The 17,974-nt window shown below is 29.0% G+C and carries 11 protein-coding genes and 1 pseudogene; 8 read left to right on the top strand and 4 right to left on the bottom strand.

All coding sequences use genetic code 4. The features are described 5' to 3' along the window. The first annotated feature begins 44 nt into the window (after positions 1-44). The 5 genes from MAGA_RS03760 to MAGA_RS03740 all read left to right on the top strand — a co-directional run bounded on the left by MAGA_RS03760 (position 45) and on the right by MAGA_RS03740 (position 7,896). Positions 45-2,795 (top strand): C1 family peptidase, encoded by a 2,751-nt coding sequence (locus MAGA_RS03760; protein WP_013022274.1) that lies wholly within the window; start codon positions 45-47, stop codon positions 2,793-2,795. Between the two features lie 182 nt (positions 2,796-2,977). After that, complete coding sequence (locus MAGA_RS03755; RefSeq protein ID WP_013022273.1) at positions 2,978-4,201, top strand: ATP-binding cassette domain-containing protein; 1,224 nt, start codon at positions 2,978-2,980, stop codon at positions 4,199-4,201. Beyond that, positions 4,173-5,168: a sugar ABC transporter permease gene (locus MAGA_RS03750; protein WP_013022272.1), complete on the top strand. Its 996-nt coding sequence runs from the start codon at positions 4,173-4,175 to the stop codon at positions 5,166-5,168. The genes MAGA_RS03755 and MAGA_RS03750 overlap by 29 nt, the downstream gene beginning before the upstream one ends. After that, complete coding sequence (locus MAGA_RS03745; protein ID WP_013022271.1) at positions 5,158-5,970, top strand: ABC transporter permease subunit; 813 nt, start codon at positions 5,158-5,160, stop codon at positions 5,968-5,970. The genes MAGA_RS03750 and MAGA_RS03745 overlap by 11 nt, the downstream gene beginning before the upstream one ends. Before the next feature lie 60 nt (positions 5,971-6,030). Beyond that, positions 6,031-7,896 carry a P68 family surface lipoprotein gene (locus tag MAGA_RS03740; RefSeq protein WP_013022270.1) on the top strand — a complete coding sequence of 622 codons (1,866 nt, stop codon included), beginning with the start codon at positions 6,031-6,033 and terminating at the stop codon, positions 7,894-7,896. Positions 7,897-7,952: 56 nt separating this feature from the next. On the opposite strand, the gene MAGA_RS03735 is transcribed toward MAGA_RS03740, so the two are convergent. The 3 genes from MAGA_RS03735 to MAGA_RS03725 all read right to left on the bottom strand — a co-directional run bounded on the left by MAGA_RS03735 (position 7,953) and on the right by MAGA_RS03725 (position 11,225). Continuing rightward, positions 7,953-8,450, bottom strand: coding sequence for a hypothetical protein (locus tag MAGA_RS03735; protein WP_042509410.1), 498 nt, complete (start codon positions 8,448-8,450; stop codon positions 7,953-7,955). Between the two features lie 520 nt (positions 8,451-8,970). Further along, positions 8,971-10,287: a BspA family leucine-rich repeat surface protein gene (locus MAGA_RS03730; RefSeq protein WP_013022268.1), complete on the bottom strand. Its 1,317-nt coding sequence runs from the start codon at positions 10,285-10,287 to the stop codon at positions 8,971-8,973. 11 nt (positions 10,288-10,298) lie between these two features. Continuing rightward, entirely contained in the window at positions 10,299-11,225 is a 927-nt protein-coding gene (locus MAGA_RS03725) for a Fic family protein (RefSeq protein WP_013022267.1), read from the bottom strand. 415 nt (positions 11,226-11,640) lie between these two features. Here MAGA_RS03725 and MAGA_RS03715 point away from each other — a divergent pair. The 3 genes and pseudogenes from MAGA_RS03715 (at position 11,641) to MAGA_RS03705 (ending at position 16,523) form a co-directional block, all read left to right on the top strand. Next, positions 11,641-12,990 (top strand): annotated as a pseudogene (locus MAGA_RS03715) (BspA family leucine-rich repeat surface protein). Positions 12,991-13,064: 74 nt separating this feature from the next. Next, a complete protein-coding gene (locus MAGA_RS03710) occupies positions 13,065-14,000 on the top strand; it encodes an Mbov_0729 family lipopotein (protein ID WP_013022266.1) in 936 nt (311 codons plus the stop codon). A 114-nt stretch (positions 14,001-14,114) separates the two neighbouring features. Then, on the top strand, positions 14,115-16,523 hold the full coding sequence (locus tag MAGA_RS03705) for an MAG6410 family transglutaminase-related lipoprotein (RefSeq protein ID WP_013022265.1): 2,409 nt from the start codon (positions 14,115-14,117) through the stop codon (positions 16,521-16,523). 303 nt (positions 16,524-16,826) lie between these two features. On the opposite strand, the gene MAGA_RS03700 is transcribed toward MAGA_RS03705, so the two are convergent. Beyond that, a complete protein-coding gene (locus MAGA_RS03700) occupies positions 16,827-17,843 on the bottom strand; it encodes an IS30 family transposase (RefSeq protein WP_013022264.1) in 1,017 nt (338 codons plus the stop codon). Positions 17,844-17,974 lie beyond the last annotated feature (131 nt).

The following is a 17,974-nucleotide window of genomic DNA, read 5'->3' as shown; positions in this document are numbered from 1 at the left end:
CATTTATATGGCTTATTTATAGTTTTGTTAGTATAATAAATGTAATGGCGAATTTAGCAAAAAATAAAAAAGGTAGCAACTTTTTTAGCAAAATAATGTTTTTTGCACCTTTTGCATCATTTTTTTCATTAAGCACAAGCTTAGGTGCTAAAAGTCAAAGTACAGCTAATAATGAAAATTCAAACGAAAAGCACAAAAATACTTATTTTTCGCTAAGAGATGACTATATTTTGTTTAATCAATATCAATATAACACTGGCTTGTGTTGAGACTTTAGTGCAACAAAATCACTAGAGACTGCTTTAATGTTAAATACTAATGAAATGTATGATTTTTCGGAAGCCAGTATAACAATTAATGACACTAATAATGTTGGTGGTGGTGCTTGATTTGATGATTATGACAGGCTTATTTCAAGCAATGGTATTTCATATGAATCAGACTTCAAATTTGGTGATTTATATTATGTTCCAAATAAAGGAATATATCATCAAAAATTAAAAGATTTGTTTAACAAGCATACGCATAAAAATTTTAGAAAAGCAGTTGAAAGAGTCGACTTTAATCGCTATGATTATGAAAATATCAAGAAGCACATAGTCAAAAATGGTTCGCTGTTCGTTGCCATAAGTGGCTATAAAACAGTCGCAAATGACAAATATTATAAGGAAGTAGAAACTAAGTCTAATTCAAAAATTAAAGTGCATGAACTGGTTGGGGCAGGAAGAGAAAACGCTCATGCTGTTTCAATTATCGGATGAGATGATAATTATAAAGCAACTGATGGCAGTACAGGAGCTTGAATTATTTTAAATAGTGATAATCTCTATAGCAACAGAGATGGAGTAAATTTCATTCCTTATAATTCAAGCGCAGTAATCAATGATTTTAGTGGATATAAATATGTTGACAAAAACATATTAATTTCTGAAAGCAATGCTAACTATGAAAATGAATTTAGCAACTATTACAACAGTGCTAATTATGGTACTAAAAGTAAAAATACTTTTGCCAAAAACAGAAATATTTTTAAATCTACACAAGATGTAAAAATAGAGTATAAAATCAACCAAAATGTTGCAAGGCTTAATAGTATCCTTGCTAAAGTATATCAAGATGGAGTAGACGTTTCAGCCTATTTTAATATTGAATACGTCAAAAATGAAGGCGTAAAATTACACAGCAAATCACCACTAAAATCAGGTGCTTATTCTGTTAAGTTGTTTTATGATTACAACTTAATTAATGGCAATAAGCACCATAGCGATTTTCAAACAAGGCAAATATATGTTTTAGACGGAACTGAGGCTATTCAGGCTAATTCATACTGAACAATTAGTAACAATCCGCACATTGTTTTTCATGCTAATAATAGCTATGTTTTAAATAACCATACACCAGTTATTTTAGCAAGTAAAAGTAATGAAGTCAATTTCAATAATAGATTGCTTTACACAAATAGTAAAAATGACGAAAACACCAATTTTAAAGTCAAAGATGACAAGTTACAAGATTCAAAAGTTAATAGTTTTTTAGCAAAATATAAGGATGATAGTTTTGATGCTGATGTTTCTGCATTTTTTGGCAACTCCTTAGCTTCAAAAAGAAAATATCGTTTTTATAGGCTAGATGAAAAAGCTAAATATACTTTTACAAAACTATATTTTGATTTAGATGGCGCAAAAGCTGATAGCTTAGTTACAGAAGTTCCTTTTTCAGAAAGTGGAGAACTTAGTAAGCATTATTTACCTAATTTAGAGAAGGATAATTCAAAATTTTTGAAGTATACCTACATTAATAAAAATGGTGTTGAGTCAGATTTGCCATTTGATAGCAACAAAAACAAATATTATGTTACATATAATCATATTAAGGATTTAAAGACTAACGTTTTAGAGTTTAACTATATTGGAAACAGGCAAAAAGGAAACAACCAAACATATGCACATCCGATAATAGTTAAAGCAATTTTTGACACAAGAAATGAAGTTAAAATTGTTGGTTCTAATCTTAAAAGTTCTTACAAAGCATTAGAGACAATTAATTTACAAGAAGTTAATATATCAGTTGAAAGCAATGACAATATAGAGTTTGTTAAGCCAACAAAAGTTAATTATCAAAGTGGTCAACATATCAATTATGGTGATTGAAAAATTGTATTAGTGTATGAGTTCAATGGTAAAAAATATGCCTATGAACATTCAATAAATGTTGAAAAACTAATAATTGATGCTCCTAAAAATTTTGAAAATAAATTTGTATATGATGGCCATGAACATAACCTAGGATTGGACAAATTTGCCTTTAAAACAGATGTTTTGGTAAATGATCCAAAGCACATTGATAGTGGCAAATATAAAAGCTATATTAAAATCAAAAACAAGAATTACTCATTTGCAGAAGGCGAAAACGAACTAGTATATGAGTGAGAAATTTTGCCTAAAGTCATTTCTAAAAATTCAATTATAGATAAAAGCAATTTGAAATTTGACGACGAAGTATTGTATTCATTTGACAAACTTAACTTTAATGAATATAAATCATCTAGTCAATTGCTTTCGGCTAGCAGCCCAATAGTTTATTTTAAGTATAAAGATGATAAAAATCATAATTCCAAAGAGCTTTTAGAAATTGATCTTTCAAATTATAATATCAAGCCAGTTGAAAATAGTAATAAAAGAAAGTCAACTGTCATAATCGCTTCATCAGTTACTGCATCAGCTGTTGAAATAACTGTTGCTTTAGTTTTATCAGCAATTTTTATTAATAAGAAAAAAAATAAGAAGATCAATTAATCAATATTTTGGTTATTTAACAAGCAAACTTTAAAAATTAAAAGGTTAGGATTTATCTTAATCTTTTTTAAAATTCATTTTATTGCTAAAAAAGTAAAAAAAATACAAAAAGTATGCAAAAGTGACTGATAACGCTAATTTATACATACTTTTGTCGATTCTGAGAGTAAAATTATTCTTGTATGGAAACATTAAATAATGAAGATATATTGATAAAAATCAATGATTTGAAATTCAAATATCATAAAAAACAGAAGGAGTACAACGTCGATATTGATAAGCTGGTAATTCAGGAAAATGAGATTGTTTCTTTACTAGGTCCTTCAGGAAGTGGAAAGACAACATTACTAAATTTGATTTTAGGATATTTAAAACCAAATGAAGGATCTATTGAAATTAAGCATAAACCCTTAATTTACGAAATAGCTTACATAATGCAAGAAAACTCAACTTATGAAGACACAACTGTTTTTAACAATGTGTACTTAAGTGCAAAAAACTATAGTAAGTGAGTAGATTCAGCAAGATTAAAGTATTTTGAAAATCTTTTTAGCGAGCTTGATGCTAGTGCTGAAAGCAATAAAAAATTATTTTCAAAATTTGAAGACTACAAGCAGAGTCTGACAAGCAAAAAGAAGTCAATTTGAAAGAAAAAGATTACTTACTTAGCTTTAGTATTTAGTTGCCTAGGCAACAAAAATATTAAAAATAAGTTCAAAATTCTAAATCAGCTACGCTTAAGAAGTTTATTCAAAAATGAGATTACTGATGTTGCAAAGAAATTAGAAATAGATCATTTATTAAACCAAAGAGTTGATAAGTTATCTGGTGGTCAAAAGCAAAGAGTAGCTTTTGCCAAAGGCATTATAAAAAAGACTAATTTGGTGCTAATGGATGAACCTTTTTCAGCGCTTGATGCCAAAATCAAGGAATCAACAATTGAGTGATTAATTAAGATTAAAAAGGAATTTAATTTAAGCATTATTGTCGTTACACATGATCAACAAGATGCGCTTAAATTGAGTGATCAAATTATTTTGTTAAAAGATGGTAAGGTTCAGCAATATAGTAGTGGCGATAAAATGTATGATAGTCCAAATAATTTATTTGTTGCTAAATTTATAGGGACTCCAGAAATTAATTTTATTAATTCAAAAGACAATAAGCACCACTATATTCGAGAAAATAAACTTAAAGTTAGTGTCAATAAGAATGGAAAATACTCAATTTTAAATAAGAAAAATTTTGGAGACAAAACTTATTATCAAATTGAGTATGATAAAAACAACATTTGAACAATTGTTTTAAAAGATAATGCTTTAGAAGTTAATGAAAAAGTTGATGTTACTTTTAGTAATAAAGATGTTTTAGTTTTTGATGAAAAAGGCAACAGAATCTATGCATAATTCTGAATCAAAAAAGCAAAAAGCTTGGACTGTTTCTAAAATAACATTAATGCTTTTGCCTTTGCTAATATTTATATTAATTTTTACCTTGGTGCCTATTTTACACACCTTTGTGAAATCACTAAAGGCGCCTATTAGCATACATGATAGGACTAGATATAACTATAATTTCAATAACTATAACAACATTTTATCTGATCCAAATTTTAAAAATGCTGTTTTAAATTCAACATTAGTCTTGTTTTTTGGATCGGGAATCTCATTAGTGCTTTCATTAATTTTTGCGCTAGTTGTGAATTCTTTAATATCTAAATTCACACAGAGAGCATTTTTGACAATTTTGTTCTCGCAGTTCTTTATTTCAGGCTTTGCAATAGGAATTGCTTTTACAATGTTTTTTGGCAACAAGAATTTGTTTTTCTACATTTTAGGAAAGAGCGAGTATACCTTTACTGCTTCGTCAAATAAAAAGTTGCCAATTTGGATGTATTACTCTATATTTCAGATATGAAGGTCATTACCATTTAACTTAATTTTGTTTGCTTCAGCTATTAGCAGAGCTGATTTAAAGTATAAAAAGTTAATGCTAAATGATAAATTGACTATTTTACAAAAATTTAGATATGTATATATGCCAGAAATTTCAAAAGTGTTGTTTTCAGTTTTATTTACTAACTTTATTTTCTCAACACTTCTTTTACCACAAGCATTGTTAGAACCAACTTTCGATATAGATATTAATTATGCTCACACATTAACTAGTTACACAATTAAATTCCTTGGATTTGGTACAAACAACCCATCATTAAGATATGAAAAAGGATACGCTTCAGCTTTCTTTAGCTTCTCATATTTAGTCTTATTATTGTGCATTTTGCAACTGTTGCGCATTAGCACAATTAAGGCTATTTATAGGAAAATAAGTGAATTAATTGCAAAGACAAGGAGCAAGAAATATGCAAGGTAGAATGCTATTAGTTATATTTAAAGAAATTATTAAATATTTCTTAATTGGCTTTTTATGCTTGCTTATGCTTTTCCCTTTGTACTACTTATTGCTTCAGTCACTTATGTCAACAAATTCATTAATAAACAACAGAACATTTATTGTGATTGAAGAGTGAAACTGAGTCAATTTTGCAACTGCTTTTAAGAGTAATTTTCTAAGAGCTTTTGGTTGAACATTATTATTTGCAACTGTCTTGATATTAATTAGACTAATAATTTACTCACTAGCGATAGCAGGACTACTTAGAATGAGTGCAAAGTATCAAAAAATATTTTTGTACTTTTTCCTAGTTATTAGTTTGATACCTGAGTTTTCAATATTTTTAAGCTTAAAAACAGTTTTGCTAACTTTCAATTTAGACGAAACTCCTATTGCTTTTGTGACTAATGCAATATTTTCATTTTTTAACTTTACATACATTTTTAACTTAGCTAAATCTATTAGTGATAAAAAAAATAAGACAATGTTGAATGACAATCTAAAACCAATGGATAAATTAATTTATGTATATTTGCCAAAGATGAAACTGGGTTACATGCTTTTAATTGTTTTTTCATTTATTTCGGTGTGAAATGATTATTTATGACCACAGTTTTTATTCTCAACAAACTATACTAATATATCTATTTGGTACCTAACATTAGGTCAAGATAGACAAGCTGCTTTACTTAATGTACAAGCAGCAGGAGCATTTATTTCAATTGTTATTCCACTGATAATTTACTTTATTTTTTCTAAAAAAATTAGTCGTTTTAACTAATTTTAAATATTTTTTCAATTTATTTAGAATACCATAAAACAGGAGAATAGGGAGATTATTTTGAAAAAAATTTTGATTAAAGCTGGTGCAATTTTATTACCAGCAGCAGCTGGACTTTCAGTAGTTGCTTGCGGAAACACAGATGAAGAAAAAGTTGTTTTTAGATTAGGCCAAGGTAAGGGATGACCTTTATCACTATCATTGCAAAAAATTATTGGTTACTATAATGAAACATTTAAAAATGACCCAGACTTTTTAACTATTAGATTTGAATTTGCTGATGACTTTAAATACAAGGACAGCAAAGGTAAAGAAGTTAAAGTCCCTGGCCACAACACATATAGTGAATACCAATTAATTAAAAATGTTGCTCATGCTATTGAATCTAAAGATAATAAAAAGGTGCCAAATATTGTTTTAGGTGACCAATCTGGTGCATATATTCTTAACCAAAATAAGCAATTATTAGATATATCTGACACTGGTATTACTAAAAAATCATTTAGTAAGAACATAGCAAATTTACACTCAATTTTAGCAGGCCAAGGCCAAACAGAAACAATTTACAACATTCCTTTTGATAATGCTGATACTGACTCACTTCAATTAAACCTTAAAGTTCTACTCAAGATGTTTGAAATAATTAAATCTGGTGGTGGTAAGATTGAAGATGAAAATGTCGATGGCATAATCAAGAAAGTTTATGATTCAAAAGATAAAGGCAATAAATTACCTGAACAATCAATTTGACATGCTTTAAAAGCAAAGAATGGTGAAAACAGTAAAAAAGTGTTTGATGGTTTAACTGTAAGCAATAAAACATTTACATCAATCAAAGACATTAGATACTTAGCTGCTAAATTTACTGATGGTGTTGAAATTGAAAAAGGTAAAATTAATGACAACACAATTTCAGGTGAAGTTCTTTCAATTGACTACCAACAAAGTACATTCTTTAAAGAATTGCATGCAAAAATTGAAGACAAAAACAAAGCAATTTTCGAACTTGATAAAGATAAGAATGTTAAATATAACTTAATTGATGATGCTGATGTTAAGAATAAATTCAAAGAACTATGAGAAGATTACAACAAGTCAATTAAGAGAGTTGAACAAACACCATCTGGCAAGGATGACAAAGATAAAAAAGTATTTCAATCAATGAAATATATGTTTACTCAAACAAAAGAATGAGGCTCATGACAAATCTTTAGATTCCAAAGTGCTATAAGTTTTGCAGCTTCTGTTGGTGCATACCAAAACAAGATTACTCAATTTACTAAGACTCACCCATACTTTGAGCAAAGCATTAAAGATGACCCTAAATTCTTAACAAATAATGCAAGCGAACATGATGTATTAATGCTTCCTCAAGTTACAGGAACTAAAGACGGAAAACACAAAATTTTCCATGAAGGTGGTTCAAGTATAATTGCTATTGATTCAAAGAATGAAAAAGTAAATAAGGCAATTAAGAAGTTCCTTAAATGAATATACACAGGCAAGAACAAAGTTTCTGGCGAAGAAGAAGAAAACTGATACACAATTGCAAGAACTTCTGGTTATATAATGCCATTGGCATCAGTTGTTACAAGTGCAACAAATGATAAAATAAAAGGCATAATTAAAGAATTAGAAGGCAAATTGAAGGACAAAAAATCTGAAGAATTAATGACTACATTTGAACCTGACTACTTCAAATTAAATATGCTAAGATCAGCTCAGCTTTCTCTAGAATCATTACTAAATGTTGAAAACGGCAATGTTGTTGCTAAACCTGCAGTTACTGATGATAAATCATCTCAAATGTCAAATACTGTATTGCAAGCAATGATTGAACAAACAGAATTAGATAGAAATAAAGAGTTTAAAGCAAAAACTGCTGAAGAACTAATAACAGCATTTGAACAAACTAAAAAACAATAATTAGTTTGCTAAGACAGTAATAAAACAGACTTATTCGACAAGTCTGTTTTTTTAATTTAGTAGCCGCCTCTAATTGTTATGTCACGTTTGGTGCCCATTTTAAGCACAAATATTTTTCACCCAATTCATGCTAGAAATGCTACGAAAACAAATATGTAAAAAGGTATAGCAACGCACCAAGCAGCAACGTTAATTTTCATATTATGCATATACTTTGCTGTTAAAGTGAGTGCCATTAATACTACTGTTGCAACAGCAAGAGCAAAAATAGCAATGCAACCAATTACTAACCCTGCTTTTTGTCCAGTGCTAAATTGTGAATTTCCATTATTAAAATATTTAATTCCTGTGTATATTGAATAAGGAGCCATAAAGCAGGCAAAGACGGCACCAATAATCAGAGTGTATCTAAGTATTAGTATAAATTTTTTCTGGCTGTGATCCACAAAAGCATGTTCATGTCTAATAACAGTTACGTTGTTATTGGTTGGATTAGTTTGTGCAACAGGTTGTTGAATGTTGCTTTGATTATTGTTAATTTGTTCTGTTTCCATAGCCAAATCATATATATATATATATATATATAATCAAAGCATAAAGTATAAAATGGGCTGATATAGTTGTAATATCTGGAAATAAATGCAAATTATTTCACATTGCATAAAGCATAATTAAATTAGTCTGTCTTGCAGCAAATGTATATATGCTAAAAATAGTTACACTAATTTAATTTTTAATCACCATTAATTCATTTTATGTAAAAATCATTATGCATACACTTTTATGTGTTATTTTAATCATTTGCAGTTTAAATTCATTATTAATGCTAAGTTGTTTAGCCATTTTATCTTTAAGAAAGAAGCATCAGCAAATTTGCTGATGTCTGCTTTTGTCCTAAAGTATTATTGGTTTTGGTATGATGCAAAAGTTTTAGCAATTTAATTTCTGCTTTTTGTTAAGCATTTTTTTATAAAAAAGAAACACTTTTTTGATAAATGATTATTACTCTGCACATAAGACTTATAAAAAACAGGCATTGTAGAAATGCCTAGTCATAAAAATATTGATGTAAAATTATCAGAATAAACCTCTTGTTGGTTTTTCAACAACTGGAAGATTAGGGTGATAATGTTTATTGTTATAAAGTGGTGATCCATTACATCAGTCATCATATGCAGTAACTCTACTTATATCTCAATTACTTAAATTTTTGTTAAAGCTTCTAGCATCATAGAATATATATGACATATTCTCAACTCTAGTTGTGTTTCAACCACTTATGTTACCATTAAAATTTATAGCACTAAGAAACATACTGTTCATATTTACAACGCTAGAAACATTTCATTTTGAAATATCACCATTAAATGACGTGCTGTTGTTGAACATCGATTCCATATTAGTCACAAATTGAGTGTCTCATAAAGAAATATCTTGGTCAAATGTAACAGCTTTTGCAAACATAAAACTCATATCAGTTACATATCTAACATCTCGAAAGATTTCTCTGTTGAATGATTTTGCACCATTAAACATAAAACTCATATCAGTTACATCAGAAGTCTCTCATTTTAACAATGGTTGATTAAATGCAGAGGCATTTTTAAGCATCTTTCGCATACTTTTAACTTTTGATACATCATTAAAAATTAAATTATTAAATCTTTCAGCATCTTCAAACATACTTTCCATAGTTTTAACATTAGTAGTGTTTAAACGGCTTAAATCTGCATTAAAGAATCTAGCTCCTTTAAACATAGCAGTCATATTTGTCACATTTTTTGTATCATCAAATAATGAGCTATTAAAATTAGTTGCGTCTTGAAACATGTGGCTCATATCAGTAACATTAGCTACATTTCAAGCCCTATATGATTTATTGTTTCGATTTGTTAATTTTGTTATAAGTGGTTTATTGAAATTCGAAGCACCTTTAAACATACCATGCATAGTTGTTACATTTGATGTATCTCAGTCACCAATATCATAGTTAAATCCCTTTGCATTAAGAAAAACATGTTTCATATTTTTGATATTTGATGTATCTCATGACTCAATGCCAGGAATTTGAATCCTAGTTGCACCAACAAAAGCATTTTCTAAGCTAGTTATTTCCTTTAGTAATTCTTTTGGCACCCTACTTACATCTTCTTTAAATTGCGATATTTGAATTTCTCCATTTTGGTTTTTAAAATAACCAATTTGTATACACTCATTGCCATCATAAATTGCTTTTTGTATTGATTTGTCAACATTAGCAGAATTGCTGTTGCTTCTACCTGTTCATCTGCTAAAAAAATCAAAATTATTAAAACAAGATACTGCACTAAGAGACACGCTAGAAGTTAACAACAAGCCTAAACCAACAAAAGATTTTTTTAATTTATTCATAAACAGCACACCTACCTAAATGAAATTATATTATATTTTTCATCATATGCCTTTTGACTCTTTATGTCTATTTGATAGTTTAATTGGATTATCAAATAATTAACTATCAAGTCAACCATACTTGATATATCATTATTCAAATGATACTCATCGAAGCACTGATAGTATTTTGCTCTATTTGTATAATGAATATCAATAGGTGGAAGTTTATTTTGCATTAATTGATGGTTAAGTAACAGTCTACTTGTTCTACCATTACCATCAATAAAAGGATGAATAGATTCAAAGTCTAAATGGAATTTAGCTATTTTTACAATTACATTTTCAGTTGAGTTTTTATACTCATCCAAAAGTTGCTGCATTTTTGTTTCAATTAAGTAAGGTGATGTAGGTTTATGCTCTGACCCTAAAATTGAAACTTGCATATTTCTATACCTGCCAGCATCAACCCTTTTATTTGCAAGAATCAAAAAATGAATATCTTTTATTCTTCTTTCAGTTAATTCTTCTTTATTATCAACTAGCTCTAAAATATAATCAAATGCTTGTTTGTGACCTATAGCATCTAAATGGTATTTTAGTGGCTTAGCATCAATTGTTATTCCTTGAAGAGCTAGCACTGTTTCTCTTAGTGTCAGCGTGCTGCCTTCAATAGCATTTGAATTAAATGTGTTTTCTATTGAAAAATCATTTAAAAATCTATTTTTTTCAGAACAGCTAAGTTCTCAAAGCATGTTTAATTGTTTTAATTTTTGATCAATAACATCCAACAAATTTTTATTAGATAGTTCATAAGGGTTTTCAGCATACATTGGAATTTCATATTCATTATTTTTGTTGAGTGTTGCACCAAATATTTTATTTTCATTCAAAAGTTTAAGCAATGCATCTCTTGTTATATTTCATTTCTTGCTAGCTTCTTCTACTGAAATATACATACGCCTCCCCTTTTTTCATAATTATAATTAGTTGGTTTAATCAACAAATGTTGCTGTAAAACAGTATTATAAGTCACCCATATAGCATTCATAGTTACTGATTTAGCATATACTTTTTGGCCTAATTTATTCAATGCCGCGCCCAAGAATTAAGTGCTAATTCTAAGTATTTTCAGGCAATAACTTATTAGCATGCAGAATATCCTGTAAAACCATAGCTAATGTATATAGAATAATTGTATCAATTAATTTCTTAATGCCATGTGGTATGAAAGATGAAAAAATGAAAAAATTGCTAAAAAATTTTATGCAAACTAAATATTGTGTTTTTTGTTTTATGGTATAAAATGGTCGTTTCCAGATATTACAATAAATAAACTATATAACTATATAAATGAAGGAAGATATTCTCAAAATGAAGAAAAAAATTAAAGGCTTAATATATTTTAATTCACTGTCATTTTTGCCGCTTATGCCATTAGTCGCTGCTTCTTGCAAGAAAAAAGATATTTCTGATAAGAATAATGAAATAATCAAGAATTCTGATGCGAATCATTCGAATCAAATGACCCCCCCTCTAATTCTCATGGTGATCAAAGCAAGGATGATTCAAGCAATGTAGATGAAAAAACAGATGCTAAAAACAATAATGAAAATTCGGAGCCAACTGTTACTCCAAAAGACCAATCTGATGAATCTGGATCTGAAGCTGGAAAAAATGAAAATGATAATACAGGCTCAAGAACTGATAAAAATCCAGAAATGCCTAGTGATGAACCCAACAATACTTACACAATCCCAATGAATAATGACGAAGAAAAACAAAGAAGAATAGAAGAAGAGAAGCAAAAGAAATTAGACGAAGAAAGGAAACAACAAGAGCAAGAAGATAAAAATAATGTTGAATTACTTAAAAAGATTATAGAAGAGCAAAAAGATGCTTTTGGTTCATTTCACACACAAAAAGAATTTGTTGACCAAATAAATGTTTATGCAAAAGATAAGAATATAAATGGCTTAACACTTCAAAATAAAGAAGACGAAAATAAGTCATTAAATGAGGATACTGATGGCGGCAAAAATAACAAAATAAAGCTACAGTTAGGATCACAAAAATTTGAGACTCAATTAGGCATTGTGTTGAAAGACGCTGTTTTAACAAAATATTATTTTGATGATGGTACAGAAAATCCAGAGATCAAGTCTAATATTTTAGATAGCAAACGTGGGATAGAGAAAAATTGAACACCTGTAAACAATACTGGGAAAAGTGTAGTAATTACTCAGTTAGGATATTTTAAGGATCGCGGAACTATTAAGTTAACAGGTTCACCTCATAACACTTCAAAAGTGCCATCAAAATTACCGCTTAAAGTAGATTCCTTATATCTTTCATTTTACAATCTTAAGTCATCAAAAGTTGATAACATAGACAATTGAGATACATCAAATATCAAAAATGCCGAACAAGCATTTTATTATGCACAAAACTTCAATCAAGACTTAAGCAGATGAAAGGTTACAAATATCAATAATATGAAACAAATGTTCTCAAATGCTAAATCGTATTCATATTCATTGGATGGCTGAAAAATCAAAAGTGGAGTCAATACTAATAAAATTTTCGAGAATGCTCCTAAAATGAAACAACACTTTGAAAAAATAGCTAGTGCATGGAGTATAGATAAAAGCAAACTTTCATAACTATAAAAAAGCATTACAAGTAAATGATGAAAGCGAATTAGATGCTTTATTAGTTTTATAGTTAATCACATAAATTACTCTGATATTGTGCCTTTAATATTTTTAACTTACTAATTAAAATATAAATAGGAAAACATGAAGAAACTAAATAAACCGATATTTCTTTTTAGCTCATTAATAACTATTGGATCATTTCCTATTATTGCTGCTAAATGTACTGAAGAAAATAATAGTTATGATTCTAAAAATGACAGTCCGCAAGTAATAAACTCAATTAAAGACAGAAGCCAAGACCAAAATGATGAAAATAATACAAGTAATAATGACCAACCAATTGACAATAGTAATAAAAGTGACAAAATTGTAACAGATAGTGAGCCAAAAAAGGAAACTGATCAGGCATCTACAAATAATAGTGCAGAAACTTCTAGCAGTAGTTTAACCCCACCAGCTTCAAAGACAAAACTAAAAGAATCCCATGAAGATGCTGCAAGCCGACTAACAAAAGAGTATTTCGACTTACTTTTTAATAATACAAATAGAAACCACTCTGATTCTGCAAATAACAGTATGCTTAAGCCAATGAATAGTGGCAATACTGTGCCAAATAATCAAAATATTAAGAAAAAAGAAACGCATGATGAAGCAGCAAGTAGACTAACAAAAGAGTATTTCGACTTGCTTTTTAGCATTCAAAGCAATAAGGACAAAATTTATAATTTGAGTCAAAATGGAATAATTGAATTTCTATACAAAGCATTTGCTAAATATGGGCAAAGTATTAAAGATAAACTAAATTCTCAGGAATCAGTATCTAACATAAATATTGAATTACAAGATTCTTACGAGAAAGCTAATTATAGCTGAAGCAAAAACGAAGATTACTTTACCAAATTTGGTCTAGATCGTGCTTTCCGTGGTGATTTTTTTGACTTTTTTGATTTATTATCTGAATTATTTACTGACTATAAAGATGGTGAAAACGACAATAAAAATAAAGCTGATGAACTATTTAAAAAAACCAAGTCAAAATTGGAAGAGGCCTATAAAAAAATATCTAAACATCAATAATATTTGTAACCAACTTGTATGTGTGTATTTAGAACATAATATTAATTAGCAAGTTGGTAAATTTAGCATATATTAATTACCTGGTCTAAAAGAACAAAATATGGAGATTACATTATGAAAAAGTTTAAAAAACATACTTTTAACTTACTAATCACATGTTCTCTTTCTAGCGTTTTTGCTAGTGCTAGCTGTTTAGGCAATAACAATAGTAGTGATAATGCTGTAATTAATGGTTCTAAGTTAGTCATTATTAATGAGAGTCCAGCACATCCAGTTTTAGATGATAAGAGCATTAGTTCATCAAACGAATCTTCTAATGCCGGCACAAACAACAACCGCTCAAGTTCGAGTGATAAAGTCGTTAATTCTTCAAATAAATCTTCTGAAGTTGTCAATACTAATAAGAATTCACTCCCCAATGCTGATGTCGTCAACAATAAGGCTATAGTACATACTAAAAACAATGATAATATACTACCTAATAATACAACCACTAATGAGGTAAATTCGCCATCAAAACCTCAAAGTGTTGGCAATAATTATCATTTAGCACCTGAAGTTATTGATATTAGCAATATTCAAAACATTGCTAATGTTGAATCTAGCTTGCCAGAATTAGATAAGTTTTATTTGAAAAAAACAATTGATAACTTCGTTGAGCAAAGTCTTTCAGATGAACAAATAAAATCAATGATCTTAAATTATGGTGCACCTTCTAATTTCTACTCTCATCCCAAATATGCCATAAACAAGCCATATGTGTCATTAGATAGTAATGGAGAAAAAACTGAGAAACTTAGTTTGATTGATACACAAACTAAACAGGAAATCAAGAATGAAGTTCAATGATTTTTAAAAGATTCATATGCAGATAAAGTGGTTGCAAAAGCCAATGAAGAAGTTGGTAAATCGAAGTTATTGCTTAGTGCTGATGGAACTATAAAAGGGAAGAAGCATAACAACGATTATGGTATTGTTCAAGTGTGGGCTTACTACAAAGGGTATATTTACTCTTCGATTGTTGACGTAGCATCAGATGATAATTCTAAGAATATTAAAGAGAATCAATTGTCAATGGAAAAAGCAAAAGAAGTTGCTAAAAAGTGGAATGATTTACCAAACTTGGAAAAAGTTATTGAAGCATATAAGTGAGTTACTAAAAATATTAAGTATGACTTTTCTAGGGATAATTTAAATGAAAATCAGAATCCTTATTCTGCATTAATCAAAATGAGCACAGTTTGCACCGGATACGCCAAAGCTTTTATGATGTTAATGAATGAATTAGGTATTCCTTGTAGATTGGTTACAGGTCATGCAGACTATGGAACTTTAACAGGCTCTGGAGGATCAGCAACTAGACATGCTTGGAATATGGTAGAAATTGATGGGGAATGATATCACGTAGATACAACATCTGACCGCGCTGATGATTGAACAGATAAAGATGGAAAATTCAATTTCTTTATGATGCATAATGATGATTTTATAAAAGCTAGCAAGTTTGATAAAGGAAACTTTAAAATGGGCAACCGTCTCAGAAACTTGATGATTGAAAATTATGTTAATTCAGAAGAAGATGCTCAAGTGGCAATTGATAAGCAGCTAGGAGGGTTAGATAAACTTCCTAGATCAATTAAACTAAATGTTGCCCCAGAATCATATAAAAACGTAACAAAAGCTCTTGAAACAGCCAAATTGGATTTAGATGAAACAAGAGGTTTTTCCAAATCTACATTGCCATGAGTATCTTATGACACAATAACTTATCTATTTAAAGAGCCAGGAAAAAACATTGAATTAGAAAATGTTACTGTCAATGTTTCATCATATAGTGTTACAGATAAGATTTTAGGAAAATATGCGTTAAAGGTTAAGTTTAATGGTGCCGATAAAATAGATTTAAAAGCAGGCAATTTTATAGTTAAAAATGCATATGTTAAAGAAGCTATAAAAGAAAATGAAGGCTATGTTTTAATTCTTGATAACTTTAATAAGTTTGGTGATGTTGACATAGAATTAGAAAGTATTAAAAAACTAGGTTATAAGTTTGATGTTAGAAATAATAAGCACAGATTTAATGTAATCAAACACTCTAAGCCTAATGCCATTGTAAAAGCTGTTGGTGAAAAGCGTATTCAACTTTTTGGTGTAAGTGCTGGAATGGAATACAGAAACAGTTTAAATGAATGACAAGATATTAATCATGATGGGCAAGTAATAGATAATGTTGTTCCTGATAAGTTTTCAATTCGCTACAAAGATAGCAACGATAAAGTACAATCAGATATTCAAATTTTTAATTTAACTAAAGGCAGAGACTTGGATAGCATTGTTAAGTTATATAACAATAATACTATAGTTGGTATTGATAACACAATGGAATATAGACTAAAAGATTCAAATGATTGAATTAAAATTACTGAAACTAAGTTGGTGTTAAGTCCTGGTGAATATATTATAAGAGTTGCTCCTAAAGACACTCAATTAGCATCACAATCATATAAAGTGATAGTCCAATAATAAAGCAAAGCATAAGTTGCTTTGCTTCCATAAATGAAGGTTCAAGTGCAACATATGTGCTTGGCCTTTTTATTATAGCATTTTTGCATAATATGTGGCGTATGCCACAGGCGCCCCTTGTTTGAAATCAAGGGGGCGGGGGTTAAAAAATCAGATGGAACATCTGCGTAAACCCTAAATAATGTTTTGTTATTCCCCCTTATTTGTAATTAAGGGGGTTAGGGGGGGGATAAAATAACTAAATTAAATGTAAAAAATAACCATTCATTTTTTATGAATGTAGCTAATTAAATTATTTTGCTTTTAATTTAAAACGACACCATAGTCATTGGCTAACTTAAATAGTTCAATTGGTTTTTGCCAATTCAAAATTTTCCGTGGCATTTCATTTATTTGATTTACAACATCATCCAGTTGAACTTGAGAGATAGAATTAAAATCAAAACCTTTATGGAACATTCTTCTAATCATTCCGTTTCAATTTTCATTTGTTCCTCTTTGAAATGAAGCATACGGTTCAGCTCTAAATATTTTAATATTTAACCATTTTCCTAATAAACCCATTCTTTCAAATTCTATCCCGTTATCGATTGTTATAGATTTGACAATTAAATTATGATCCTGGATTATTTTTTTAAGCTTTGAAATTACCAAAAAAGCTGATTTTGACTTGATTTTAACTGCGAATCCCATCCTGGTTTGTCTTTCAACAAGCGTTAATACATTATCATATCCGTTTGATCTTTTGCCTATAATTAAGTCGCTTTCTCAATGACCATACTCCTCTCTTAAATCAATATATTTTGGTCTTGCTCATATAGGATATACATAGTAAGAATCACCAATTAACCTTGATACAACTGATGCAGTTCTTTTTCCGCCTTTTTTATAAAAAATTCTCAATCTATCTCTAGGTTTCAATTTTCATTTTCTTGTCTTAATTCAGTTAAATATAGTCCTTATCGACGGTGATTCAATATCTGGAAAAGTTTGTTTAACGTATCGAGCTGTTGCCACAATGCCGTAAAATCTTTTATCAAATTTTTCCAAGAAGAACTTTTCAAATTCAGCATATTTAAAATTGCTTGTAAATTTAAACAAGTATTTGTGCGAATGTCTATTTAATGCTTTCTGTTCTGCTATTTTACATTGGTATAAGCCGCTAAAAGCGGTATTACGTTTTAATTCACGACTTATTGTTGATGGATTTCTATTTAACTGTCTGGCTATTGATCTAATAGAATATCCAGATTTTATTTGAATTTCAATAAATGCACGTTCATCATATGTTAGATGATTATAATTTTTAGTATAATTCATATGAAAGTTTCCTGCTGCCAAGTGTGGAACTTTTTTTATTTAAAAATTCAAGTGCTCCACAATTAAATTTTACTTTAATTGGTGTTGCACTTGAACTTACAATCAAGCAAGCAAAGCATAAGTTGCTTTGC

Origin of the sequence: Mycoplasmopsis agalactiae, assembly GCF_000089865.1 — a bacterium.
Classification (GTDB): domain Bacteria; phylum Bacillota_I; class Bacilli_A; order Mycoplasmatales; family Metamycoplasmataceae; genus Mycoplasmopsis; species Mycoplasmopsis agalactiae_B.
The sequence above is the reverse complement of the archived record's forward strand: the minus strand, read 5'-3'. Positions and strand labels throughout refer to the sequence as shown.